Source organism: Sorangium sp. So ce406, from assembly GCF_051474675.1.
Lineage (GTDB): Bacteria > Myxococcota_A > Polyangia > Polyangiales > Polyangiaceae > Sorangium > Sorangium cellulosum_G.
In genome coordinates this window covers 8,154,004-8,177,465 of record NZ_CP150340.1, presented here as the reverse complement: position 1 = coordinate 8,177,465, position 23,462 = coordinate 8,154,004, and the positions used below count along the sequence as shown (strand labels likewise).

16 protein-coding genes and 9 tRNA genes are annotated in these 23,462 nt (G+C 71.6%); 18 read left to right on the top strand and 7 right to left on the bottom strand.

Translation table 11 applies throughout. The features are described from left to right. Positions 1-71 precede the first annotated feature (71 nt). Positions 72-1,970, top strand: coding sequence for a GMC family oxidoreductase (locus WME96_RS30395; RefSeq protein ID WP_437285087.1), 1,899 nt, complete (start codon positions 72-74; stop codon positions 1,968-1,970). A gap of 15 nt (positions 1,971-1,985) precedes the next feature. On the opposite strand, the gene WME96_RS30390 is transcribed toward WME96_RS30395, so the two are convergent. The 5 genes from WME96_RS30390 to WME96_RS30370 all read right to left on the bottom strand — a co-directional run bounded on the left by WME96_RS30390 (position 1,986) and on the right by WME96_RS30370 (position 7,309). Then, on the bottom strand, positions 1,986-2,990 hold the full coding sequence (locus tag WME96_RS30390; protein WP_437285086.1) for a hypothetical protein: 1,005 nt from the start codon (positions 2,988-2,990) through the stop codon (positions 1,986-1,988). 274 nt (positions 2,991-3,264) lie between these two features. Then, positions 3,265-5,649 carry a hypothetical protein gene (locus WME96_RS30385; RefSeq protein ID WP_437285085.1) on the bottom strand — a complete coding sequence of 795 codons (2,385 nt, stop codon included), beginning with the start codon at positions 5,647-5,649 and terminating at the stop codon, positions 3,265-3,267. A gap of 472 nt (positions 5,650-6,121) precedes the next feature. Continuing rightward, a complete protein-coding gene (locus WME96_RS30380; RefSeq protein ID WP_437285084.1) occupies positions 6,122-6,298 on the bottom strand; it encodes a hypothetical protein in 177 nt (58 codons plus the stop codon). 40 nt (positions 6,299-6,338) lie between these two features. Next, the gene (locus tag WME96_RS30375; RefSeq protein WP_437285083.1) at positions 6,339-6,698 is read right to left on the bottom strand and encodes a hypothetical protein; all 360 of its coding nucleotides are present in this window, start codon (positions 6,696-6,698) and stop codon (positions 6,339-6,341) included. Then, a complete protein-coding gene (locus tag WME96_RS30370; protein ID WP_433927606.1) occupies positions 6,695-7,309 on the bottom strand; it encodes a hypothetical protein in 615 nt (204 codons plus the stop codon). Before WME96_RS30370 ends, WME96_RS30375 begins: the two co-directional genes overlap by 4 nt. Before the next feature lie 51 nt (positions 7,310-7,360). On the opposite strand from WME96_RS30370, the gene WME96_RS30365 reads away from it, so the two are divergent. The 17 genes from WME96_RS30365 (at position 7,361) to WME96_RS30285 (ending at position 20,902) form a co-directional block, all read left to right on the top strand. Further along, the gene (locus WME96_RS30365; RefSeq protein WP_437285082.1) at positions 7,361-9,007 is read left to right on the top strand and encodes a Ppx/GppA phosphatase family protein; all 1,647 of its coding nucleotides are present in this window, start codon (positions 7,361-7,363) and stop codon (positions 9,005-9,007) included. Between the two features lie 283 nt (positions 9,008-9,290). Further along, complete coding sequence (locus WME96_RS30360) at positions 9,291-10,781, top strand: hypothetical protein (protein WP_437285081.1); 1,491 nt, start codon at positions 9,291-9,293, stop codon at positions 10,779-10,781. A 147-nt stretch (positions 10,782-10,928) separates the two neighbouring features. Further along, positions 10,929-11,342, top strand: a complete 414-nt coding sequence (locus WME96_RS30355; RefSeq protein ID WP_061617455.1) for a hypothetical protein — start codon at positions 10,929-10,931, stop codon at positions 11,340-11,342. 84 nt (positions 11,343-11,426) lie between these two features. Beyond that, complete coding sequence (locus WME96_RS30350) at positions 11,427-12,494, top strand: protoporphyrinogen/coproporphyrinogen oxidase (protein ID WP_437285080.1); 1,068 nt, start codon at positions 11,427-11,429, stop codon at positions 12,492-12,494. 101 nt (positions 12,495-12,595) lie between these two features. Then, a complete protein-coding gene (locus WME96_RS30345) occupies positions 12,596-13,840 on the top strand; it encodes a tetratricopeptide repeat protein (RefSeq protein ID WP_437285079.1) in 1,245 nt (414 codons plus the stop codon). A 909-nt stretch (positions 13,841-14,749) separates the two neighbouring features. Next, positions 14,750-14,824, top strand: a tRNA-Asn gene (locus WME96_RS30340). Positions 14,825-14,833: 9 nt separating this feature from the next. Next, positions 14,834-14,908: transfer RNA gene (locus tag WME96_RS30335), tRNA-His, on the top strand. A gap of 101 nt (positions 14,909-15,009) precedes the next feature. After that, entirely contained in the window at positions 15,010-16,692 is a 1,683-nt protein-coding gene (locus WME96_RS30330) for a TROVE domain-containing protein (RefSeq protein WP_437285078.1), read from the top strand. Between the two features lie 98 nt (positions 16,693-16,790). Next, a tRNA-OTHER gene (locus tag WME96_RS30325) sits at positions 16,791-16,910 on the top strand. Between the two features lie 8 nt (positions 16,911-16,918). Beyond that, a tRNA-Asp gene (locus tag WME96_RS30320) sits at positions 16,919-16,993 on the top strand. Between the two features lie 304 nt (positions 16,994-17,297). Next, a tRNA-Ala gene (locus tag WME96_RS30315) sits at positions 17,298-17,369 on the top strand. A 155-nt stretch (positions 17,370-17,524) separates the two neighbouring features. Continuing rightward, positions 17,525-17,598 (top strand) — tRNA-Glu (locus tag WME96_RS30310). A gap of 79 nt (positions 17,599-17,677) precedes the next feature. Further along, positions 17,678-17,751 (top strand) — tRNA-Pro (locus WME96_RS30305). Positions 17,752-17,788: 37 nt separating this feature from the next. After that, positions 17,789-17,870: transfer RNA gene (locus tag WME96_RS30300), tRNA-Leu, on the top strand. Positions 17,871-17,874: 4 nt separating this feature from the next. Further along, positions 17,875-17,947, top strand: a tRNA-Leu gene (locus WME96_RS30295). Positions 17,948-18,053: 106 nt separating this feature from the next. Continuing rightward, a complete protein-coding gene (locus tag WME96_RS30290; RefSeq protein WP_437285077.1) occupies positions 18,054-18,572 on the top strand; it encodes an HNH endonuclease in 519 nt (172 codons plus the stop codon). A 113-nt stretch (positions 18,573-18,685) separates the two neighbouring features. Then, on the top strand, positions 18,686-20,902 hold the full coding sequence (locus WME96_RS30285) for a protein kinase domain-containing protein (protein ID WP_437285076.1): 2,217 nt from the start codon (positions 18,686-18,688) through the stop codon (positions 20,900-20,902). Positions 20,903-20,962: 60 nt separating this feature from the next. Here the strand turns inward: WME96_RS30285 and WME96_RS30280 are convergent, their stop codons facing one another. Then, positions 20,963-21,538 carry an HPF/RaiA family ribosome-associated protein gene (locus tag WME96_RS30280; RefSeq protein WP_437285075.1) on the bottom strand — a complete coding sequence of 192 codons (576 nt, stop codon included), beginning with the start codon at positions 21,536-21,538 and terminating at the stop codon, positions 20,963-20,965. 861 nt (positions 21,539-22,399) lie between these two features. After that, the gene (locus WME96_RS30275) at positions 22,400-23,449 is read right to left on the bottom strand and encodes a hypothetical protein (RefSeq protein WP_437285074.1); all 1,050 of its coding nucleotides are present in this window, start codon (positions 23,447-23,449) and stop codon (positions 22,400-22,402) included. Positions 23,450-23,462 lie beyond the last annotated feature (13 nt).

Genomic DNA, 23,462 nt, shown 5'->3' with positions numbered 1-23,462 from the left:
GCCACACGGCTGCGCGGCGGCCCGGCTCACTGCGGCCGGGCCTCCGCGCGCGGCGAGAGGAGGAGGGGGACATGATCGGTCAGCGAGGTGCTCGGATCGACTGCGAGTATGTGGTCGTCGGCTCGGGGGCCGGCGGCGGGACGGTGGCGGCGCGCCTGGCCGAAGCGGGACACACAGTGGTCCTGCTCGAGGCCGGGGGCGACCCGCGCGAGCTCTCGGGCGGCGACGCCTTCGAGCCCGACAAGAACCGCCTGCCCGACGACTACGACGTGCCGGTGTTCCACCCCATGGCGTCGGAGAACGAGGCGCTCCGGTGGGACTTCTTCGTGCGCCATTACCAGGACGAGAAGCAGCAGCGGCGCGACGACAAGTACCGCGAGAGCTGGCGAGGCAAGCCGACGCGCGGCGTGCTCTACCCGCGCGCAGGGACGCTGGGCGGCTGCACCGCGCACCACGCGATGATCCTTGTCTACCCGCACAACGCCGACTGGGATCACATCGCCGAGCTCACCGGCGATCCCTCGTGGCGGGCGGACAAGATGCGCGGCTATTTCGAGCGCCTGGAGAACTGCCATCATCGGCCGCTGCACCGGCTGCTCAGCTACCTCGGGATCAACAGGACGCGGCACGGGTTCCGCGGCTGGCTGCACACCGAGAAGGCGATCCCGAGGGCGGGGCTGCGGGACAGGGATCTGGTGCGGTTCATCCTCGACTCGGCGTACCGGGCGTCGCACGTGATCACCTCGCCCATGGAGCGCGTGCGCAGCGTGCTCCAGAGCAAGGCCGATCCCAACGACTGGCGGTCGGTGGCGGAGAGCGCGGCGGGGGTGCGCTACATCCCGCTCGCGACCCGCAACCATCAGCGGATGGGGCCACGCGAGCGCGTCCTCGATGTGGCGCGGCGCTACCCCGACCGGCTCAAGATCGAGCTCAACGCGCTGGTCACGCGCGTGCTGTTCGACGAGCAGAACCGGGCCGTCGGCGTCGAGTACCAGAAGGGCGCCCGGCTCTACCGCGCCGGCAGCAACCCCGCGGCGGAGGACGGCGAGCGGCGCACGGTGCGCGCGTCGCGCGAGGTGATCCTGTCGGGCGGCGCCTTCAACACGCCGCAGCTGCTCATGCTCTCCGGCGTCGGCCCGCGCGACGCCCTGGAGCGCCACGGCATCGAGGTGCGCGTCGACCTGCCGGGCGTGGGCAAGAACCTGCAGGATCGGTACGAGGTGGGCGTGGTTCACCGCATGAACTTCGACCACTGGGACGTGCTCGAGGGCGCCCGCTTCAGCACCGACGACCGGCACTACCAGCAGTGGGCGACCACGCGGACCGGCACCTACACGACCAACGCCGCGGTGCTGGCGATCATCAACCGATCCGCCCCCGAACGGCCGCTCCCGGACCTCTTCTACTTTGCCCTCCTGGGGAAGTTCTACGGCTATTTCCCGGGCTACTCGGCGGAGTTCCCGAAGCACCTCAACTACCTGACGTGGGCCATCCTCAAGGGGCACACGCAGAACCGGGCCGGCGAGGTGACGCTGCGCTCGGCGGATCCGCGCGACACCCCGGAGGTCAACTTCCGCTATTTCGAGGAGGGCGACGACAGGGCCGGAGAGGACCTGGACTCGATGGTCGCGGGCATCCGGTTCGTCCGTCGCATGACGGCGCGCCTCAAGCAGGAGAAGCTCATCGCCCAGGAGGAGCTCCCGGGCGAGCATCTCCAGACGGACGAGGAGCTCAAGACCTTCGTCCGCGACAACGCCTGGGGCCACCACGCGTCGTGCACCTGTCCGATCGGGCCTCCGGAGCAAGGCGGCGTCCTCACCAGCGATTTCCGGGTCCACGGGACCCAGGGGCTGCGCGTGGTCGACGCGTCGGTCTTCCCGCGGATCCCCGGGTTCTTCATCGTCAGCGCGATCTTCATGATCGCCGAGAAGGCCGCCGACGTCATCCTCGCGGACGCCGCCCGCGGCTGACGCAGCGCCACCCCTTCACCTGGGCGCCTTCATCACGGTGCCATCGTAGTTGATCCAGTAGACACTCGAAGCGTCCACCGCGATCGTTTGAGGACCGGGCTGCTCCTCGGCGATGACGATCGGCTCTCCGCCGGTGAGCGGGCTCGTCATGATGCAGCTCCCCCACGCGGTCCAGTACACATTCGCGCTGTCCAGGGCGATGTCCCTGGCCTGACCGGCCAGGTGCAGAAAGACGGGGGCGCCGCCGTCCTTGGACCCTTTGTTGACCCCCTGTTTGTTCAACCAGATGACATCGGTATCGCTCGTCAAGATCCGGTAGGCACCGGTGTCGGCCTCCCCGGCGTCGAAGAGCTCGACAGGGCTGCCGCCCGCCTTGGAGACCTTGTAGATCAGGTTCCACCTTCCCCTGTTGATCCAGTAGACGCTGGAAGCGTCCGTCGCGACGACGTCCACGCTATTCTTGGCCTGCGCGACATCGCTCAGCGCACCCCCCGTCTTCGGCGCCTTGACGATCTTCGCGAAGCCGTCGACCTCCTCCGACCCCCATTCCCCCATATAGACGGACTGGTCGTCCACCGCGACGTTCTGCGCCCCCGTGGAGAGCGAGGCGACGACGACCGCCGGTCCGCCGCTCTTCGGGACCTTCAACACGGCATCGTACAAGGCGATCCAGTAGACGTGGTCGGCATCCAGAGCGATGCCTTTGCCAGGATAGAAGCCGCTCGCGAGCGCTATCGGGCTACCGCCATCGAGCGGCAGCTTCAGGACCTCGTCACCGGCCGTCCAGTAGATGTGGGTCGCGTCGACGGCCATGGAGGTCGGCTCGGTTGGACCGGAGGCCAGCACGACAGGGACGCGCGGCGCGGGCGCGCCTCCCGCACCGTCGCTGCCGTCGAGGCTGCCCCCGGCGCCGCCGCTGCCGGACGCCGTGGTTCCGACGCCGGCTGTGTCCAGGATGATCTCGGAGGCGCACGCGGAGAGGAAGGCAGCCGAGGCAAGGAGCAAGAAGGAGCGGAGCATGTATGCATGGAGCCACGGCGAGGCTCAGGCCGCCAGCACGGCGGTGCGCCGCTGCGCGGCCCCGGGCGGGATCATCTCGATCTCGTGTGGGAGGCCCTGGAGGATGCCGCCGGCTCGTGAACCACAGAGGCGCAGAGGGCACAGAGGAGGGAACAAGACTACCGCGGATCCTCTCTATCCTCTGTGCCCTCTGTGCCTCTGTGGTTCAATCTCTCTGTGGTTCGAGCGCTTCCCCTCGCGAGACCGACAACGGGCGCCGGGGACGCGCGCCGCGCTACTGCTTGGCCGTGTCGCCGGAGCAGATGACGAACTGCGTCGCGCCGTCCAGCGCTTCCCCCTCGCCGGTGAACCGGATCTGCCGGCGCTCCGTGGACGGGCACCTGGCGACGACCTCCTGCCGGCCCAGGCCGAGCCGCGGGTCGACATAGCACCACCCGTCCACCCGCTCCCCGCCCACCTCGACCGGCGCTGGCGGCACCGTGTCCTGGCACGCCTTGAGCTCGTCGGGATCGCTGAGCTGCTCGACCTCGCACACGCAGTTCCAGCGGTTCGCCTCCGCGACCGGATCGTCCAGCACCATCTGCTTCGCGATGCGGTGCTCCCAGGGCACCTCCCGCCGCGCCGCGCGCTCATCGCAGCCGCACTGGCCCTCGGGCGTGCTGCGGGCCTCCAGGACCAGGCAGCTCACCTGTCCGTTCGTGTCGGGCTGGAGGGCGCGGGGCAGGCACTGCCCCCCGAGCCGCGTCTTCAGCCGATCGACGATCGCGCCGATCGCCGGCCGGTAGCCGAAGTCGGAGTCGCCCGGCCCCGAGTTATCGAGCTGCGCCGGGCACACCGAGCCGACGATGCCCTGCTCCCCGAGATCTCGGACGAGCGCGAGCTGCCGCAGGCCCGGATAGGCCTTCGCCATGATCTGGCGCTCGCTGTCGGTACCGTCGGGGTTGTCCTCGCACAGCGGGCTATTCTGGCCGGCCCGGTCCCTGTCGCAGTCGCCGCCCGTCGTGGGCGCCCGGAGCGGGAAGGTGCAGGCGAACTGGAGGTCGCCGAAATTGGCCTTCGGGATCCACTCGTGGCCGTTGATCTCGTTGGCGTCATCCGGCGAGTCGGGGCTGGCGATGCGCGTCCCGGTGATCGGGTTCTGGCCATTGCGAGGCACCGGCGACTCGATCATGTGGGGATCCGCCGGAGGACGGAACTCCTTGAGATCCCCGAGGATGATGTCCCAGGTGCTCGAGAAGCCGGCGTTCGGGGCGCTCAGCTCCTCGGCGCTCTTGAAGCCGCCGACGGGGTTGCCGTCCTTGTCCTTGCCGCTCCGGAGATCGGGCTGGCCGGCCTCGTTCTGGCGAGCGATGTCCTGCCAGGGGACGCCCACGAGCCCCGCGAAGAACACGAGCTCGGGCGTCCGGACCGTGGTGAGCTCGTCGTTCGGGTCGAGATCCGAGAAGATCGGGTTGTTCACGACGTTGCCCTCGTGATCCCCGATCGTCGGCTGCGTGAGCGCCTCGGTGTACCGCTCGATCGGGTAGAGCAGGTCGGCCCCGAAGCGCCGCTTCTGGTCGAAGCAGCGCAGGTTGATCGGGTCCTCCTCCGCATCGAGCACCGCGACGGCGTTCTCCGTGCTGCAGGTCTCGTCGACCGGGCACTCGCCCCTCTCTGCTGAGCAGGACTTGCAGCACGGGTCGTCCGGGCCCTTCTCCGAGCACTCCTTCCGCGGCCGGAACATCCGCCAGTCATGCGTCTGCCCCGTCGAGTCCTTGTAGGACCTCTGCGCCACCAGGTAGGACGTCCCGCCCTCGCGGATGGAACAGTCATTCTCGTCCGAGAGCATGATGATCGCGAGGAGCGAGTCCGGCCGCAGGAACGCCCTGCGCTGGTCCAGCAGCGTCGTGTCCAGGCCTTCCCGCACCGCCTTGCCGTCCACCAGCTTGATCGTGCCGTACGGCGCGGGGTCCGCGAGGAACCGATACCAGCTCTCGAGCTGCGACTCGTAGCCGCACCCGACGTCGGCCACGCCTCTGACCATGTTCGTCAGCGTGGGCACGAGCCCGCGGCCCGCGCCGTCGTCGAGGATCGACTCGCCCGCAGGGCTCAGCTTCTGCTCCGGATCCCAGGCGAGGAACCCCTTACCCTGGTAGGTCGGCGGGTCGTTGTCTGCCTGGTTGTCGTCGTCCCTGTCGCTCCGGGCGATGAGGTGCCCCCTGTCGTTGTTCGAGAAGTGTGTCGTCACCGGGCACGAGCCCGCGCCGTGGTCGCCGATGCTCGTGCTGATGATGCCGATGTGGATGTCGAGGACAGGCTCGAACTCGCGCTCCATGCCGCTCGGACAGCGCTCGCTCGGCGAGCCCGGCGTGGACGTCTTCAGCGGATCGAGCGGGTCGATGCAGCGGGGGTTGACCAGGCGCTCGACGAGGTCCGGCACGGCCAGCGCGAGGATATCCTGCTTGTCCTTCATCGACGCCGAGTTGTCGATCGTGAGCAGGAGATCGATCTTGTCGACGCGCTTGGCGAGCCGCTCGACGACGGTGCCCGTCGTGCGCGTATCCTGACGTGCGATGGGACGGCTGAGGCACCCCGAGACGAGCGATGTCCCGACGACGACGAGGGAGCACATGATCGACGCGGCTGCGCGAGCAGCGCGGGAGGTAGGACGAACGGCCATGGATCCTTCCTTGCGCGAGAGATGGAGTGGGCCCGTTCGCGCGTCGGCTTCGACGCGCGCGCTGCGCCGGCGCGCCTGTCTCGCGCGGGGTGGATGACAGGCCGCCTGGCTATCGCGTATCAGACGCCCAGAGGGGGTGTTCTCTTGGCTACGTGGCGCGATCGGCGCGACGCCATCACAGAAAACACACGAGCGACGGAGAGCGCGGCGCGGCGGTCGCGTCGCGCAGGGGCGGCGCGGCCGCCGCCTCGATCGAGGACAGCGCGTCAGCCGCCTCGAGCGGAGACGGCGCGGCCGCCCTCTCGAGCAGAGACGGCGCGGCTGCCTCGATCGGAGGCGGCTCGCGCCGGCTTGCTACGTCGTCGTAAAATTAAAGTAAGAGTGAAAGTGAAGCGGTGTGGATCTGTAAGGAGGGGCGGGCCGGCTGCGGGGGCACCATCAAGGGCGACGTGGCGCGCCGCGCGGTCGGCGTTCAGCTCTCGGCGGGGGCGGCCGCCTCGGCGCCGGCGACGAGCGGCGCGTACTGCGTGAGGAACTTGTTCCAGCGCTTGGTCTTGCGGCCGGGCTTGCGGGAGCTCTGGGTGCTCCGCTCCTGCTTCTGGGTGACTTTGAGGGTGAGGTGCTGGTGCTGACGCGTGGGGCGATGCATGGCGGCGGAGACTGCTCGAAGCCGCCGCGCTCCGCAAGCCTCAACGCGACGGCGCCGGCGCCCGCTCGTCGCGCTCCGGCCCCAGCCGGCCGAAGCTGTGGATGCCGTAGACGAGCACGAGCAGCGCGAGCACCGTCAGCGCCATGCCCGCGTCCGACGGCCCGACGCCCACCAGCGCGAGCCCCGCCACGAGGAGCAGCCCCCCGCCGCCGAGCGCGCGGCGCGCGCGGGTCTCGGCCTCGCTCCGGGCTCCACGGCGGGCGCGAGGCGCTCGCTGCCGCGCGCCCTCGCGCGCGTCGTCACCGCGCGCTCGGCCCTCGCGCGCGTCACCACGCGCGCTGCCCTCGCGCTCCTCGCGCCCCTCGCGCGCCTTGCCCTCGCCCGGATCGCGCGCGCTCACTGGAACTTCTGCGTCCGCGCGTACGTGATGAAGTCCTGCACGTCGCGCGTGAGCTGGCGCTCGGCGCTGATCGTCGTGCGCTCGTGCGACTCGCCGACGAGGTCGTCGTAGCGGTAGTTGTTCTGGTAGAGGAGCACGAGGCGGATGGACCCGTCCGCCCCGCCGCGGACTATGCGGAGCCGCTCGTCCTGGCCGTTCGGGGGCGGGATCGCGGCGCCGAGCGCCTGGGCGTCCTCCTCGGTCACGTAGACGACGCCGTACGAGCGGTTCTGCACGCCGACGTCGATGCGCACCTTGCGCCCGCTGACGAGATCGACCACGCGCCCGGGCACCGGCTGCGCGCCCTCCTGCGCCATCGCCCGGCGGATCACCTCGATCGCCCGGCGCTCGTCGAGGGCGCGCGTCGGGTTCGGCGCGCGCGCCTCGCCGCCGCTGCAGCCGGCGAGCGCGAGCGCCGCGGCCGCGACCCCGAGCGCGCGGCGCGCCGCCTCACGGGCGCGGGCGACCGGACGGCGCGCGTCCTGGGCGCGCCCGGGCGCGTCCTCTGAAGGCCGATGCTGAAGGGGACCGCGAAGGCGGGGCCCCGACCCGCGAAGAAGCTTCCTCCACATGAGCGGGCATGAGAGTAGCCAACCGCCCGGAGCTTCGCTACTTCTGCCGACATGGCGCGGCTCGCTGCGATCGACATCGGATCCAACGCGATACGGCTTCGCATCGTCGACGTCGACCCGCCGGCGCTCGGGGCGTTCGGCGCCGGCTGGGATCCGGCGCTCGCCGCGGGCTCGACGGGCGCGCCCGACGCGCCCCGCTTCCACCCGTTCCGCGACGTCCACGCGGACCGCGCGTCCGTGCGTCTCGGGCATGACGTCTTCACCAAGGGCCGGCTCGAGTCGGGGGTCATCGGCGCCGCCTGCGAAGCGCTCCGGCGCTTCCGTTCGGCGATGGACGCGGCCAAGGTCGACCGCTACCGCGCCGTGGCGACCAGCGCCGCGCGCGAGGCCCAGAACGGCGACCTCTTCGTCGAGCGGGCCGCCCGCGAGGCCGGCGTCCACATCGAGGTCATCGAGGGCGTCGAGGAGGCGCGCCTTGTCCAGATCGCCGTCCGCGAGCGCGTCCCGCTCGGCGGGCGGACGGCGCTGCTCGTCGACATCGGCGGCGGCTCGACCGAGCTCACGCTGCTGCGCGGCCGCGAGGCGGTCTTCTCGCGCTCGCTCCCCGTGGGCACGGTGCGGATGGTCGAGACCTTCCTCGAGGATCGCCGCCCCATGGACGCGGGGCACCGGCGGCTCATCGAGGAGTACGTCGACCGCGTCATGGTCGAGGCGACGCGCGAGATCGTGGAGCTGCTCGGCGAGGGCTCGGGGGTCGACCTGCTCGTCGGCACGGGCGGCAACATCGAGACGCTCGCGGACCTCTGCCCGGTGCCGAGCCCGTCCGCGGACGGGCGGGCGATCGACGTCGCCGCGATGTCCCGCCTGCTCGACGAGCTGGCGCCGAAGACGCCCGAGGAGCGCGCGCAGATCTACGGCCTGCGCCCGGATCGCGCCGACACGATCGTCCCCGCCGCGACGGTCCTCGGCCGCGTCGCGCGGGCGTTCGCGCAGCCGCTCATCGTCGCGCCCGGGGTCGGGCTCAAGGAGGGCGTGCTCGTCGACCTCGCCCACGCCCACTTCCTCGGGCCGGATTTCCGCGGCGAGACCGCCGCTGTCAGCGACGCCTGCACGCGGCTCGGACGCCGCTACCACTTCGACGAGCAGCACGGCGCGCTCGTGGCGCGCCTGGCCGAGCGGCTCTTCGACGATCTCGCGCCGCGCCACCGGCTCGACCAGCGCGACCGGATCCTCCTGCGGGCCGCGGCCCTGCTCCACGACGTCGGCGACTTCGTCCGCTACGAGGGGCACCACAAGCACAGCTACTACATCATCATCCACAGCGATCTGATGGGCCTCACCCCGGAGGAGCGCGCGATCGTCGCGAACATCGCGCGCTACCACCGGAAGTCGCCGCCCAGCATGGACCACGACAACTTCCGCGCGCTCTCGCGCGACGCGCGCGCCAAGGTGAAGGCGATGGCGGCGATCCTCCGCGTCGCCGACGCGCTCGATCGCGAGCACCGGGCGAAGGTCACGGAGGTGAGCGGCCGCATCGACGGCGACACGCTGGTGATCGAGGTGCAGGGCGCCGAGGACCGGGCGCTCGAGGAGTGGACGGTCGTCGCGAAGGCGGGGATGTTGCGCGACGCCTTCGGCCTGGAGGTGCGGATGGTCGACGCCACGCCGCGCTCGCTCCCGCCCCCTGCCGCCGCGTGAGCGGCGGCTGAGACGTCGGCAGACGCCGCGTGAGCGCGGCTGAAACGGCGGGAGACGCCGCGTGAGCGGCGGCTGAAACGGCGGGAGGCGCCGCGTGAGCGGCGGCTGACGGTCGAAAAAAAAGGCGCCGCGGCCTTTGCGCCGAGCCCTGCGCGCCACCATGAATCTCAGCACGGGGGCAGCTGCGCCTCCGTGGACGAGCGCGGCGGGGCCGTGCCACCGAGCGCGGCCGTGCCGCGAGCGAGGCCGGCAGCGCCGCCGCGGAACAGGGGGCGATCGACCGGTGACGCTCAAATCTCCCAAGCTGATGGAGGCGCGCCGCGCCGCCCGCGTCCTGGAGTCCGCCCTGCGCGGGCACACCGGCGATCTGACGCTCGCCGACGCGTCGGCGAGGAGCGGCCTGCCGCTGCGCGACGCCGAGAGCGGGCTGCACCTGCTCGTCAGCGAGTACCGCGGGCACCTCAAGGCGACGTCCGAGGGCGAGCTGCTCTTCCGATTCCCGCACGGCTTCACGAAGCCCTGGGAGACCCGCACGCGGCTCGAGCGCGCGCTCGGCGCCGTCGCCCGCGGCGCCGCCGGCGTGGCCCGCTTCGTCGTGCGCGCGTGGATCGCGATCGTGCTGATCACCTACGTGCTGATCTTCGTGGGGATCCTGATCGCCCAGATGTTCGCCCGCTCGAACAGCGACTCGCGCGACCACGGCGGCTTCTCCGGATCGTTCGCGGGCTATGTCCTGCTCCGCGTGGTCCTCGACGCTATCTTCTGGACTTTCCACCCCTTTTCGCCGTTCGTGTGGACGGCCGACCCGCCGTGGTCGTCGTCGCACGACCGCCGCGGGGCGTTCGGGCACGCGTACGGGAGGCGCAGAGACGAGACGCCCTTCTACGAGAAGGTGAACCGGTTCTTCTTCGGCCCGACGCCCGCGCCGCGCGATCCGCTGGAGGACGAGAAGCTCATCCTGGCCGAGATCCGGGCGCAGCGGGGCCGGATCGGGCTCGCCGACGTGATGCGCGTGACGGGGCTGCCGCGCGACGAGGCGGACCCGCTCATGGCGCGGCTGATGCTCGACTACGACGGCACCGTCGACGTGTCGGAGGAGGGCGGCATCGTCTACCGGTTCGAGGCGATCCGGCGGACGGCGGACGAGGCGCCGTCGCGGGCGCCGGCGCCGGTCTGGGCGAAGCGCGAGGAGCTGCCGCCGCTCACCGGGAACGGCGCCGGGGTGAACGCGCTCATCGTGGCGCTCAACGGGTTCAACCTGATGATGAGCCTCTACGCGCTCGGCGCGCACCTCACGCTGGACAACCTCGGCCTCCTGGCCCGCGGGATCCCGATGGCGGAGCTGCCCCCCACGGGGACGGCGGTCGCGCTCGGGGTGGTGCCGCTCGTCTTCTCGCTCGCGCTCTTCGCGCTGCCGCTCGGCCGCGCGCTCCTTCGCCCGCTGAAGCGGCGGCGGCTCGCCCGCCGGAACGCCCGGCGCGCCGTGCTGCGGGCGATCCTCTCCCGCGTCGGGGCGAGCCAGGGCCGGGAGCCGATCACCGAGGAGGTGCTCCAGCGGGCCTGGCAGGACGCGGCGGGCGAGGCGCCGCGCTCGGAGGAGATCACCCGCGAGGTGGTCGCGCTCGGCGGCGACGTCGACCTGGAGACCGGCGAGGGGATCCGGTACCGCTTCCCCGATCTCGAGAGCGAAGCGAAGGCCCTCGAGGCCGAGCGGGAGGCGGCCTCCGAGGAAGAGACGCGCGCCGGGAAGGTGATCTTCTCGTCGGACGCGTGAGCACGTCTCGGGCGGCATTGTGGTCCTTGATGCGCTCGCCGACAAAAACGTCGTCGACGTGTGCGCGCGTACGGGGCCACCCCGCAAGGATTCGTCGTTGATTGACGCGCTCTGGCTCAGACGTCTACGGTAGGGTTAATTTCGCTCATGTACTCCGTTGACAACAAAGCCGGTCGCCTCATCGAGGTGAGGCTCGCATCGCCGCTCCCGGCTGGCGAGGTCGACGCGTGCATCGCCCGGATTCAGGGCATCGTGACCCAGAACCGGCACGGGGCTGTGGTGTGCATCGAGCTGCTCCAGGTCGACGTGCTCGCGCCGGAGAGCGCGGAGAAGTTCCTCGAGATGATGCGCGTCCAGAACGCGACGGTGCACCGGACGGCCTACCTGCTGCCGGTGACGAACGCGATCCTCGGGCTCCAGGTCGAGCGGCTGATCCGGGACGCGCACAACTCGAGCCGGAAGGCGTTTCGCGACACCACCTCGCTCGAGGCGTGGCTCGTCCCGGTGATGACGATGGTCGAGGCGCAGCAGCTCAGGAAGTTCCTGTCGCAGCTCGGCTGAGGCGGCGCTCAAGGCCGCTTCGCCGCGCCGCGCGCCGCCGGCCCGATTCCTTACTTGCTCGTGACCTCATGGTATAGAGGCGCGATGGGACGTATTGCCATCGTCGGGGGCGGTCTGGCGGGGTGCATCGTCGCGTTCCGGCGGGCGGCGGCGGGCGACCGGGTGACGCTCGTCGAGGCGTCGCCGCGGCTCGGGGGGCAGCTCTGGACCGAGCGGGTCGACGGCTTCGTGGTGGAGCACGGCGCCGAGGGGTTCATCGCCCGGAGCGAGGCCGTCCCCGCGCTCGCGGGCGCGCTCGGCATCGACGGCGATCTCGTCGGCCAGGAGACGCTGCGGTCGTTCGGCTTCGACGGCGCGCTGCGCGAGCTCGCGCCGGGCGAGGCGGCGGCGTTCCTCGGCTTCCAGGTGCCGCGCGACGAGCTCGGCAAGGGGATCCGGACCTTCCGCCTCGGGATGGCGCAGCTCACGGACACGCTCGCGCGCGTCGTCGGCGATGGGCGCGTGGACGTGCGCCTCTCCGCCGCGGTCGCGTCGCTCGCGCGGACGGGCGGCGGCCTCAGGCTCTCGCTCGCCGGCGGGGGCGAGATCGACGCCGACGCGGCGGTGATCGCCACGAGCGCCGCCGGCGCGGCCGCGCTGCTCGGCGAGCCGGCGCGGCCGCTGCGCGACGCCGAGACGCTCTCCAGCGTGACGGTCTCGCTCGCGTACCCGCGCGCCGCGATCGAGCACCCGCTCGACGGCACCGGGTTCATCGTCGCCGCCGCTCACCAGGCGCACGGCTTCCGCGCGTGCACGTTCACGACCTCGAAGTTCGCGGGCCGCGCCCCGGCCGGCCACGTCGCGCTGCGCCTCTTCTTCCGCCCCGAGCCGGCGGACCTCGCGGCGCTGGACGACGCCGCCTGGACGGCGCGCGCCGAGGCGTCGCTCGCGCGCGTGCTGCCCGTGCGCGGGCCCGCGGAGCGCGCGTGGGTCTCGCGCTGGCCGAGCGCGCTGCCGGTCTCCACCCCCGCCCACGCGGCGCGCGTCCGCGAGGTCGAGCAGGCGCTCGCCGGCAGCGGCGTGCTCCTCGCCGGCTCGGCGTTCCATGGCTCGGGCATCGACGCCGCCGTGCGCTCCGCCGAGGCGACCGCGGCGCGCATCGGCGCCCTGTAGTGCCCTGTCGCGCGCTGTGGTCATGTGACGTGGGACAGGCGATGAAGCTGATGCATGCTCGAACTCGATACGCTTTAGGCAACGAAGCCGCCGCCGGGACCATGAAGGACGCTGGCAGATCGCGCGCTTCAGAGAGGCGCCTCGTCCTCGGTCTCGTCGCGGCGTGCGCCGTCGCGGGGTGTCGCCGCGGCGAGCCCCCGAGGCCGACCGCCGAGGGCGCGCCGCCCGCCGCGGCGAGCTCGGCCCCCGCCGCCGCGTCCGTGAGCAGCAGCGCCGCGCCCTCGGCGTCGACGGCGTCGTCGGCGGCGCCGCCCTCCCTGCCGGCGCCGGGCGCGCGCCCGCTCACCGAGAAGGAGAAGCAGGCCGTCGCGGCGTACAAGGCCGCGATGGCGAGAGGCAGGCTCGCGACCCGGGAGCGGGGGTATCACGCGGCCATTCAGGCCTTCAACGACGCTCTCGCCGCGGCGCCGACCGACGCGCGGGCGCTCGCGGAGCGGGGCTTCGCGCACCTCGGCGACGGCGACAGCGACGCGGCGGAGGGCGATTTCACCGCGGCGCTCGCGGGCGCCGGCGACCCCGAGCTCCGCTCGCAGATCTGGTTCAACCTCGGGCTCCTGCGCGACAAGGCCGGTGACCCGGAGGCGGCGCGGGTCGCCTACGCGAACGCGCACGTGCTCAGGCCGTCGCCCGCGACGCGCGGCAAGCTCGCCGGAAGGTCGATGTGCGCCGTGGAGGTCCGCAAGGCCGGCATTGAGGGCGCCGTCCTCGTGCCGAGCTGGATCGATCTCCTCGCGCTGGTCGGCCCCGCCGAGGAGGAGCCCGGCCCGCCGCGCGAGGTGACGAGCGAGGCCGCAGCGCGAGCGAGCGTGTGCGGCCCCGAGGGGAGGAGCGTGAGCGAGCGCCCTTGCGGCGGCGACCCGCCGTGGATCTTCCCTCGCGAGTACGGGACGTACACCTACTTCCGCAACCATGTGGTCTTCCCCCGCAAGCCAGCGGGGTTCGTGGTCGCGAACGGCGGTCACTCGGGGGGCTGGCCCGCGCGCTGTCAGGGGATCCGCAGCGTGAACGGCTCGACCGACGGGGGGCTGCTCGTTGTCGACGGCTTCTTCAGCGGCGCCGGCGCGGTCTTCGACGGCGAGCCCAACGAGGAGCAGCGCTGCCGCGACGGCGTGAGCCACCATGAGCGGACGTTCTACGACGCCCGCACCGGCCGCGCGATCGTGGCGCTGCGCTGGCCGGAGGGCAGCGCAGTCGACGTGAAGGTGGAGGGCGGTCACGTGGTGGTCTCTGGCGCCGAGTGCAACGAGCGATTCCGGCTCGACGCTGACGCCGCCCACGTCCGATAGGGCACGAGGTGTGCTTCGCGCAGACCACCTCTCGACGCCGTGTCCCATGACTCCTGGTCACGGAGCCCGCCCCCGCCCGCGGCATATTGCAGGCAAACCTCCGGAAAGCCGCGGGATTCCTCGATTGCGCTGAGCCGTGCCGGGGCCGGACGAGCTCCGGTATCGAAGGCATCGAAAAAAAGAATCGACTCGAGGAACTTTTCTGTTGCACGGCCCCTCAGAGGGGAGTACTCATTGCGCACTCAAGGATTCGTTATGTTCAGCCGCCCCGACAAAACGCAGCTCATCACCATCCGGCCCAAGGCGGGTACGCCCGGCGCGGTCGTGGGATGGGAGCATCTGCAGGGTGGCGATTCCTTGGCGCACAACCCCGGCCATTCCTGCGGCCTCCGCCTGTCGCGGAAGCTCGGAAACCCGGAAGATAGCGCCTAGAGGCAGCTCAGCACGCGTCGATCGACGACGTTCGCGAAGGCCGCCTCGGGAAACCCAGGCGGCCTTCGGCGTTCTGGGGGTTCGTGAAGCCGGTTGCCCGTTGCGGGCTGTAGACCGCTGGGGGCTGTTCGCCCTCGTGGGCTGCGGGCTGTTGCTGGGCTGCAGGTTGCTGATGGGCTGTACGCGCCTTGTGGGCCGCGGCGCGCCGTGCGCTGTGGGCTGAAGGCTCGTCGGGAGAGGGGTTGTGTTGCTTGCGCACGTGCGATGTCGTCGCGCGCTGCGGCGCGGGAGGGGTGCGCCCGAAGAAAGGAGGCGCGGTAGAGCATGCGCTGGAAGCATTCGAATCGAAAGTGAGTGGCTGCGTCGTGCATTCTCGGCGCCGACCCCGCGCCTGCGCCGCTGCGCCGGCGGAGGGGTCGCTCGATCTGTGACAACCTGGGTTTGCAATGTAGATGAAGGCGCGCTGCGCCTTCATGTTCCGGCGTAGCTCAATGGTAGAGCCCCCGCCTGTTAAGCGGGTGGTTGGAGGTTCGATTCCTCCCGCCGGAGCCAGGGCTTGCGTGGGTGTTACTCTTCTGGTGAAGAGGGCAGGTTGTGACCCTGCGAAGACGGGTTCGATCCCCGTACGCCCACCCAGGACGGGTCGACAGCGCTCGGTTATCTTTGGCAGATGGACCCGAGCGCGCAGCTCTTATCCGTCCTCTTTTTGCCCGGTTCATCGGGCCGGAGGTGGTGTCATGGCCAATTATCTGAAGCACTTCGCCGCGCTGCTCACGCCGCAGCGGCAGAGGGCCCGCGCCGACCAGGTGAAGAACAGCGCCGGTGGCTACGCCTTCGCCCTCGACGAGTGGGCGAGGCTCGACCGCTGGCTCATCCTCGGCGCCGAGGGGGGGACTTACTACGCGAGCGAGCGGAAGCTCACGGTGGAGAACGCCCGCGCCGTCGAGGCCTGCCTCGCCGCGGACGGGCCTCGCGCCGTGCAGCGCATCGTCGATGTCAGCCGCTCGGGGCGAGCGCCGAAGAACGCGCCTGCGATCTTCGCCCTCGCGATCGCCGCGGCTGACGCGAAGGTCGAGACCCGGAAGGCCGCCCTCGGGGCCTTGCCCGAGGTGTGCCGCACGGGGACGGATCTCTTCCACTTCGCCCGCGACGTGCAGGGGTTCCGGAGGTGGGGCCGCGCGCTCCGGTCCGCGGTCGCTGCCTGGTACAACGAGAAGCCCGCCGACAGGCTCGCCTATCAGGCGATCAAGTACCGGCAGCGCGACGGCTTCAGCCACCGCGATCTCCTGCGGCTCGCGCATCCGGTCGCGCCGAGCCCGCAGCATGACGCCCTGTACCGCTGGATGGTCGGCGGCGTCGAGGCGCTCGGCAAGGCGTCGGCGCGCGGCAAGGCGCTGCGTCCGGAGGCGCTGCCGGACGCGGTGCGCGCGTTCGAGTCGCTCCGCGCGGCGACGAACCGGAAGCAGGTGACGGCGCTGATCCGGCAGCATCGCTTCACGCACGAGATGCTCCAGACCGAGTGGAAGAACGACCCCGCGGTCTGGGAGGCGTTGCTCGAGCACATGCCCCAGACGGCGCTGATCCGGAACCTGGGCAAGATGACCGCGATCGGCCTGCTCTCGCCGATGAGCGACGCGTCCCGCAGGGCGGCGCGGCAGCTCACCGACGCCGCGCGCCTCGCCGCGGCGCGGGTCCACCCGGTCGCCGTGCTCTCGGCCCTCAAGGTCTACGAGCAGGGCCACGGCGAGCGCGCCCGCCGGCGCGACGGCGCGCTCTCGTGGAAGCCGGTCCGCGAGATCGTCGACGCGCTCGACGAGGCGTTCTACCTCGCGTTCCGGGCCGTCGAGCCGACCGGGAAGAAGCACCTCCTGGCGCTCGACGTCTCCGGATCGATGACCAGCGGCCAGATCGCTGGCGTCCCTGGCCTGACGCCGCGCGTGGCGAGCGCGGCCATGGCCATGGCGACGGCGAGGCTCGAGCGCGAGGTCGCCGTGGTCGCCTTCACGACGGCCGCGTCGGGCGGGTACGGCGGCAGGTGGGGCGGGGGAGCTCCCGGCCTCACGCCGCTGTCGGTCTCGCCGAAGCAGCGGCTCGACGACGTGCTGCGCGTGGTCAATGGCCTGCCCTTCGGCGGCACCGACTGCGCGCTGCCGATGCTCTGGGCGAAGCGGAACCGGGTGGAGGTCGACACGTTCGTCGTCTACACGGACAACGAGACCTGGGCGGGGGAAGTGCACCCGTTTCAGGCGCTCAGGGACTACCGGCAGGCGATGGGCCGACCGGCCAGGCTGGTCGTCGTCGGCATGACGTCGACCGGCTTCTCGATCGCCGACCCCACGGACCCCGGCATGCTCGATGTCGTGGGCTTCGACGGGGCGGCCCCCCAGGTGATGGCGGATTTCACCCGGGGTGCTGCGTGACAGACAACGTGACGGACGGGCTCCGCCGGCCCGTCCGTCACGCGCGGGGCGCCGTGAGGGGCCCCTCTCGCGGGACATCGTCATGATGTCCCCACCTTGCCGCTGTAGCTCAGCCGGGAGAGCACCTGACGCCGTTCTCCGCCCCTTTGCCCGTTCCGGGCCGCAGGAGGACGGTTATCCTAATTGGGATGTCGCGGGTTCGAACCCCGCCAGCGGCGCTGTCGTTGCCCTCGTATGCATCTGGTGAGGCAGCCTGATTGTCGATCAGGTGAGGGGAGTTCGATCCTCCTCGGGGGCGCCAGGGTTGTTCCTGTTTCGTGGGGAGAGAGATTTGAACCACAGAGGCACAGAGGGCACAGAGGGGAGAGAAAAGAGAAGAATAAAAAAATTTCTTCTCTCTCTCTCTCTCCTCTGTGCCCTCTGTGCCTCTGTGGTTCATTCTCTCTTTCTCCTCTCATTCTCATGGGTCAGGGGTAACCCTTTGCGCAGTGCCAAGGCGATCGCACCAACGGAGAAAAATGTAAAATGAAGCCAATGCTATCGGTGGAAGGCCGTCCAAGGGACGAGGAGACCGCGATGAAGATCTGACGCGAGCATCATGGGTCGGGGCGATGGTTCAACCGGGAGAATACTGCCCTCGCCGGGCAGGGATCGAGGTTCGACCCCTCGTCGCTCCACCGAACGGGCCGAAGTCCGTGGGTTACCGCTCTCAATGGACTCCCACGGCGCAACTTGCCCGTTCGTTCGTCTCGTTGCCGAGGCGGGCCGCCGTCCGGCGAGCCGCACGTCGTGCGGCCGCGCGGCGCCCGGCGGCCCGCCTCCTTTTTTTCACGTCCCCATCTCGCTAGCGGCCCAGGCGGCCGGATTTTCGCTCCGGAGACGCGGGTTCGAATCCCGCTGGGGACACCGGGCCGCTCCGCTCGCCTGCGTGCACCTTCGGGTGCCCGCGCCCGAGCGGGCGAGCCTGCCATCATTCACCAGAATCCTGGGTGTGGCTCAACCTGGTAGAGCACCGGCTTCGGGAGCCGGGGACTGGGGGTTCGAATCCCTCCACCCAGACCGCGGCGAGGCGACGCCTCGACCGCGACGCGCGGACGTCACCGTGACGGAACGGCATACGTGGCAGGCTGAGATCCTGCGCCCTTCGGGGTATGTGGGTTCGAGTCCCACCGGTGACACCCTGCCCGGGTGGCGAAACGGCAAACGCTGCTGGCTTAGAACCAGCTGACTGGGGGTTCGAGTCCCTCCCCGGGCACCGATCGAATGTGCGCGTCGAACGCACCCGTCGCGCCGTTCGAACGTACGAATTGCACGCAACGTGGAGTCACATCATGAAGAGAAAGAGACGATCGAGGTGAGCCATGACCGCGCAGACGCTGCTCCTGACGCCATGGATGGTGCCCCATAAGGTCATCCCCTGGCAGACCGCTGTCACGATGAGCTTCCTGGGCAAGGTGGAGATCCTCGAGGAATATGACGACGTCATCCGGTCGCCCTCGCTCTCCATCAAGGCGCCCGCGGTGGTGCGGCTGAAGCGGCCGACGCTGCAGATGAAGCGCGGCGTGCGGTTCACGAGGACCAACGTCCTCCTGCGCGACGGATTCCGCTGCCAGTACTGCGGCGTGAAGAAGGAGCCCCGCGAGCTCAACTACGATCACGTCATCCCGCGCGTGCAGGGCGGCAAGACCGTCTGGGACAACATCGTTGCCTCCTGCTACGCGTGCAACTCGACCAAGCGAGGACGGACGCCGGAGCAGGCAGGCATGAAGCTGCTCCGCGCCCCGGTGAAGCCGAAGTGGCTGCCGCCGGCGCCCGTCTTCGGCCTGAGCGAGCGGCGTATCCCGGAGGCGTGGGCAGGCTACTGCGCGAGCCAGGGATGAGCTGAGCGCCGCACGCCGGCGCGCCGCGGACCCGCCACCGCGCGGGTGGGGGTGGCGCGCCGGCGCGCGTCGGGGCTTCCGCCGGCAAACCGGCGGGTGCAGGATGGACGGGCATGGAGATGCGCCCGGCCAGCGACCGCGTCGAGGACGAGCCCGCGCCGGTCCCCGCGGCCCTGCGCGGGTGGCTGATCGAGGGCGAGCTCGGGCGGGGCGGCATGGGGCGGGTGTTCCGGGCGCGGCACGCGAAGACGCGCGCGCGGGCGGCGATCAAGGTGCTGCTCGGCGACTACGCCCGCCGGCCGGACGTCGTGGCCCGCTTCCGGCAGGAGGCGATCGCCGTCAACATCATCAACCACCCGGGCATCGTCCGTGTCTTCGACTCCGGCGAGCTCGAGGACGGCTCGCCGTACATCGTGATGGAGTACCTCGATGGGCGCGGCCTGCGCGACTGGGTGCAGGCGGTGCCGCCCGCGGATCGGCCCCGGCAGGTCGTGCGGCTCGGCTACCAGATCGCGTCGGCCATGGCCGCGGCCCACGCGTCCAGGGTCGTCCACCGCGATCTCAAGCCGGAGAACATCATGGTGGTCGACGACGAGCTCGCGCCCGGGGGCAGCCGCGTCAAGATCCTCGATTTCGGCATCGCCAAGGTCCTCTGGGGCGGTCTCCCCGAGGTCGTGGAGCTCGACGGGACCGGCCCCGTCGCCTCGGTGTCCGCGCCCGCGATCCGCACCGAGCTCTCCGCGCAGCCGGCGCCCACGCTGGTGGCCACGACAGGCGCCGGGAGCGCCGCCGCAGACCTCGACGCGCGCGAGGAGGACGCGCTCCGGAGCCTCCCGCTCGTGAGCCTCGGCAGGCCCGCGATCCTCCCCGCGCCGGTGGAGATCCAGCCCGAGGCGGCGTCCGCGGCGCCGGTGGAGATCCCGCCCGCGGCGGCGTCCGCCGCGCCGGCGGAGCTCCCGCCGGAGGCGGCGTCGTTCGGGGGGGCGCGCGCGTCCATCGAGCCCTGCGCGCCGCGCAGCGGGGGCGCGGGGCAGCCCACGATGCCGTTCACGCAGGAGGGCGTGTGGGGCCTCGGGACGAGGAGCTACATGGCGCCCGAGCAGGAGCGCCACTCCGGCAGCGTCGACGTCAAGGCGGACGTCTACTCGCTCGGCGTCATCCTCTACGAGCTGCTCGAGGGCCAGACGCCCGACGCGTCCACCGGGGCGTGGCCGCCGCCGATGGGCGCCGCGACGCCGCCGGACCTCGTGGCCCTCGTCCACACGGTGCTGTCGTTCGATCCCGAGGCGCGGCCACGGATGGCGGCGGTCGCGGCCGCGCTGCACCGGCTCGGCCGGGCGAAGCGGGAGTTCGACGAGGCGCTCTCGAGGTGGGTCGCCGGCGGGAAGGCGCCGAGGCTCCTGCCGCGCGGCAAGGCGCTGCACGAGCTGGCCGCGTGGGCGCGCGACATCGACGACCTCTCCGGCCCGGAGCGCGGCTTCCTGGACGCGGCCACCGCGGCGGAGGCGCGCCGCGAGCGCCTCACGCGGGCGCTGCTCGCCCTCGGCGTGGTCGTGCTGATGGGCATGGTCGCGACGACCACCGTGTTCTGGATGCACGCGACGCGGGCGCGGAAGACGGCCGAGGCCGCGGAGCGCGCCGCGCGGGAGCACAGCCGGCTCGAGGCGGCCGCGAACGCGTCCGCGCAGGAGGCGCTCGCGAAGATGACCGAGGCGCAGCGCGCCACCGAGGAGGCGCTCGCCCTCGCGATGGAGGCGAGCGACGCCGCGCGGAGCGCCAACTCCGCGAGGGACGCCATGACCGAGGCGAAGCTCCTGGCCGAGCACGCCGAGCTCCGCGCGAGGCGCGCGGCCCAGGCCGCGTCCGCCGCGAAGGCGGAGGCCGACGCGCGCTACGAGCAGTCGAAGAGCGCCCTGGAGCGCGAGATCGCCGGCCTCGAGATCGACCGCGAGCGCCTCCTCGGGCGGCTCGAGCGGACCGAGGCCGACGGCGAGCGGGCGAGGGCGGCGCTCCGGTCGAGGGAGCAGGAGCTCAGGGCCGTGCTCTCGGAGCTGCGGCGCGAATCGGCGCGCGTGGGCTCGCTCGAGCGCAGGCTCGAGGAGGCCGCCGAGCGGATCGACGCGCTGAGGGAGGCGCGGGAGGAGTGCATCGCGAGGCAGCGCAGGGCGCCGCCGCCGCAGCCCGATGTCCCGGCGGACGAGAGCGGCGTCGCTCCTCGGGGAGAGCCTCGGGGAGAGGAGGAGAGCGCGACGCCGCCGGCCGCGCCCCCGCGTGACTCGATGCCCATGCCGTCGCCGCTCCCGAGGTTGCCGCGCGGCACGACGATATGAGCGCGGCGCCGCGCTCGTTCCCGTGCGCGGCGCCGCGCCTCGTTCACGAGGCCGGCTGGACTAGCTGAGGGTCGGTATCTCCTCGCGGCCGCGGTTGCCGCCGCGCGCGTCCACGATCCGCACCGTGCTCGCCTGAGGGCCCTTGTCGCCGTCCTCCTCGGTGTAGGCGACGCCCATGCCGATCTTCAGCTCGGAGAACGGGGCCGAGAGGATGCTGCGCTCGTGGAAATAGATCTCCCGGCCGTCGATCGTCGTGATGAAGCCGTAGTCGCCGAACAGCTTCGTGATCACGCCGGACGTGTCCTGCGCCGGGTGCGCCTTCACCTCGCTCCGCTGCTCGCTCGCGAGCTTCTTGAGCTGCCGACCCGCGCGCTGGAACACGTCGCGCACCGCCGTCGGCAGCAGGTTCCTGGCGGCCCGCTCCTCGCTCACGATCTCCTGCTTGCCGGCCACGTGGAGGTCGACGCGCACGCGGTACTCTCCTCCCGTGCCCTGGCTCGCGTGGTCGCGCTCCACCACCACCGCGCAGCTGTTGATGTGGTCGTTGAAGCGCTGAATCTTGGTCGCTTGCTCCCGGATCAGCTCCTCGAGAGAAGGGCTTTTGTCGATATGTCGGAACGTGAGCTCCAGTTGCATTATCGCTCCTTTCATCCCGCGTCGATGGGACGCGTCACGGCAAGTCGCTGTGGGTCGCTGCGCCGCACCCGCCGATTCCAGGCCACGCGCGGTGCGTCGGACCTGGGCACCAGGGAATGTACCGACCTCGCGACCCGCCGCGCGGTAGCCCGGGGCGGGCGCCGCTCCGGGGCCGCCAGGTCGACGTGGACGGCATCGTGCAGCAGCCGGGCCCCCTCACTTCTGCTTCGCCTGCTGCGCAGGGCCCGCGTGATGGTTCTTTGCGACCATGAAACCCTCGTGTGTGCTCAAACCACACGGGTGCAAGTTCGCTGCCACGGTCGCTCAGCCGTGAGACAGCGCGCTGGCAGCGGGCTCCGCCGTTGACCGACGCCGGGCGCGGTCCTGGCGGCGCAAGCTCTGCGTGACAGGAGCAGGTTCTTGCGTCCCTCGTGAATCTCCAGGCCGGCGCCGGGGATGCGGCGAGCGCGACGGCGCGCGTGCTCCCCTGGGGCAGTTTGCGACACACGGGGCGTCTCGCGCCATTCCGTTGCATTTCATCGCGTTCCACGCGCCCGTCCGGTCCAGGAGCGCGGGGCAAGCGCTCGGCGGACGAGCTCCGCCACGCGGGGCAGCGAGGACCGGCCCCACCGCGGCGCGCCGCCCCAGGACGCCGGCGACGCGGCGGTCCGCCTGCCGTGCCGGGATGCCGTGCCGATCGGGAGCAGTGCGCACGGCGCGTCGTCGGCCCGGCGCCGGGGGGCGAGCACGAGGGCGATCGCTCGCAGCGTCGCCTGGCCCCGGGCGGAGCAGCTGGCGCGTGGGGCATAGCGCCCCGCTCGCCCGGCGTCAGCCGAACCGAGGCGCAACCGAGGCGTGGCTTCAGCGGATATCGAAGACGTAATCCGTATCGTATGTGCGGACGAAGAGCTTGCCTTCCTTTTCGACGAGGTATTCAGGCCCGCTCTTGAGCGGGAGCTTCGAGACCACCTTGCCGGTGGCGCGCTCGAGGACATAGAGGAAGTCCGGCTCCGCCGTGAAGCCGTATCCGCAGAGGAGGTGATCTCCGTGGAGCACGAAGTTCTCGGCGTTGCAGACGAGCGGCGCGCTCTGCCAGAGGAGCTGCCCCGAGGCGAGATCGATCGCCGAGAGGAATGCGTTCTTGCCCTTCGACGAGGCCGCGTACGTCCTGTGGCCCGACGAGACGTAGAGCACACCGTCCCTGGCCACGGCCCAGCCGACGTGACCCTGGACGAACTCGGCCTCCCCGGGCGCGATCTCGGGGGGCGTGAGGTAGCTCTCGAAGTCGAGGAAGGCGACGACCTTGCGCGCGGCGTCGACGATCGCGACGAGGCGCGCGTCGTTGAAGCTCGGGCCGTAGAGCAGCGCGAGGTGGTCTCCGTGATCGATCGCCTTAACGAGCGCATGTTTGCGGTAGCGGGCGGGAACGAAGGAGGGGAGGGCGCCGGCGTCGCTCTGGGGGGCGCTCGGCACCTGCAGGGTCGGCAGCGAGAGGCCATTCCTGGTGAACCATGCCGCCGCGTCCGTGATCGCGTTCTTCTGCTCGGCGACCTTCACGAGGCGCGGCGCGGCGGAGCCTCCGGCCGGCGCGGGCCGCACGAGCGTCTGGCCGAACGGCGGCGGCGCGAGCTTCACGGGAGACCTGCCGTCGAGCGCGATCTCGGCGGCGCCGTCGCCCGCGGCCGCCGCAGGAGGCTGCGCGGCGCCGTCGCCGCCTGGCGGCGGCGCGGGCTGCGGCGCCGGGCCGGCGGCGTCGTGAGCCGCGGGCGGGGCGTCGGCCGCGCTGGAGGGGGCCGGCGCGGCCTCCGGGGGGCGCGCGGGCGCCGGCTGACAGGCGCATGCGGCGAGCGCCGCGGCGGCGAGCAGGAGCTTGCGGGGAGATGACCGGGCTGAACGGAGGGGGGCGAGCACGCGCGCAGCGTAG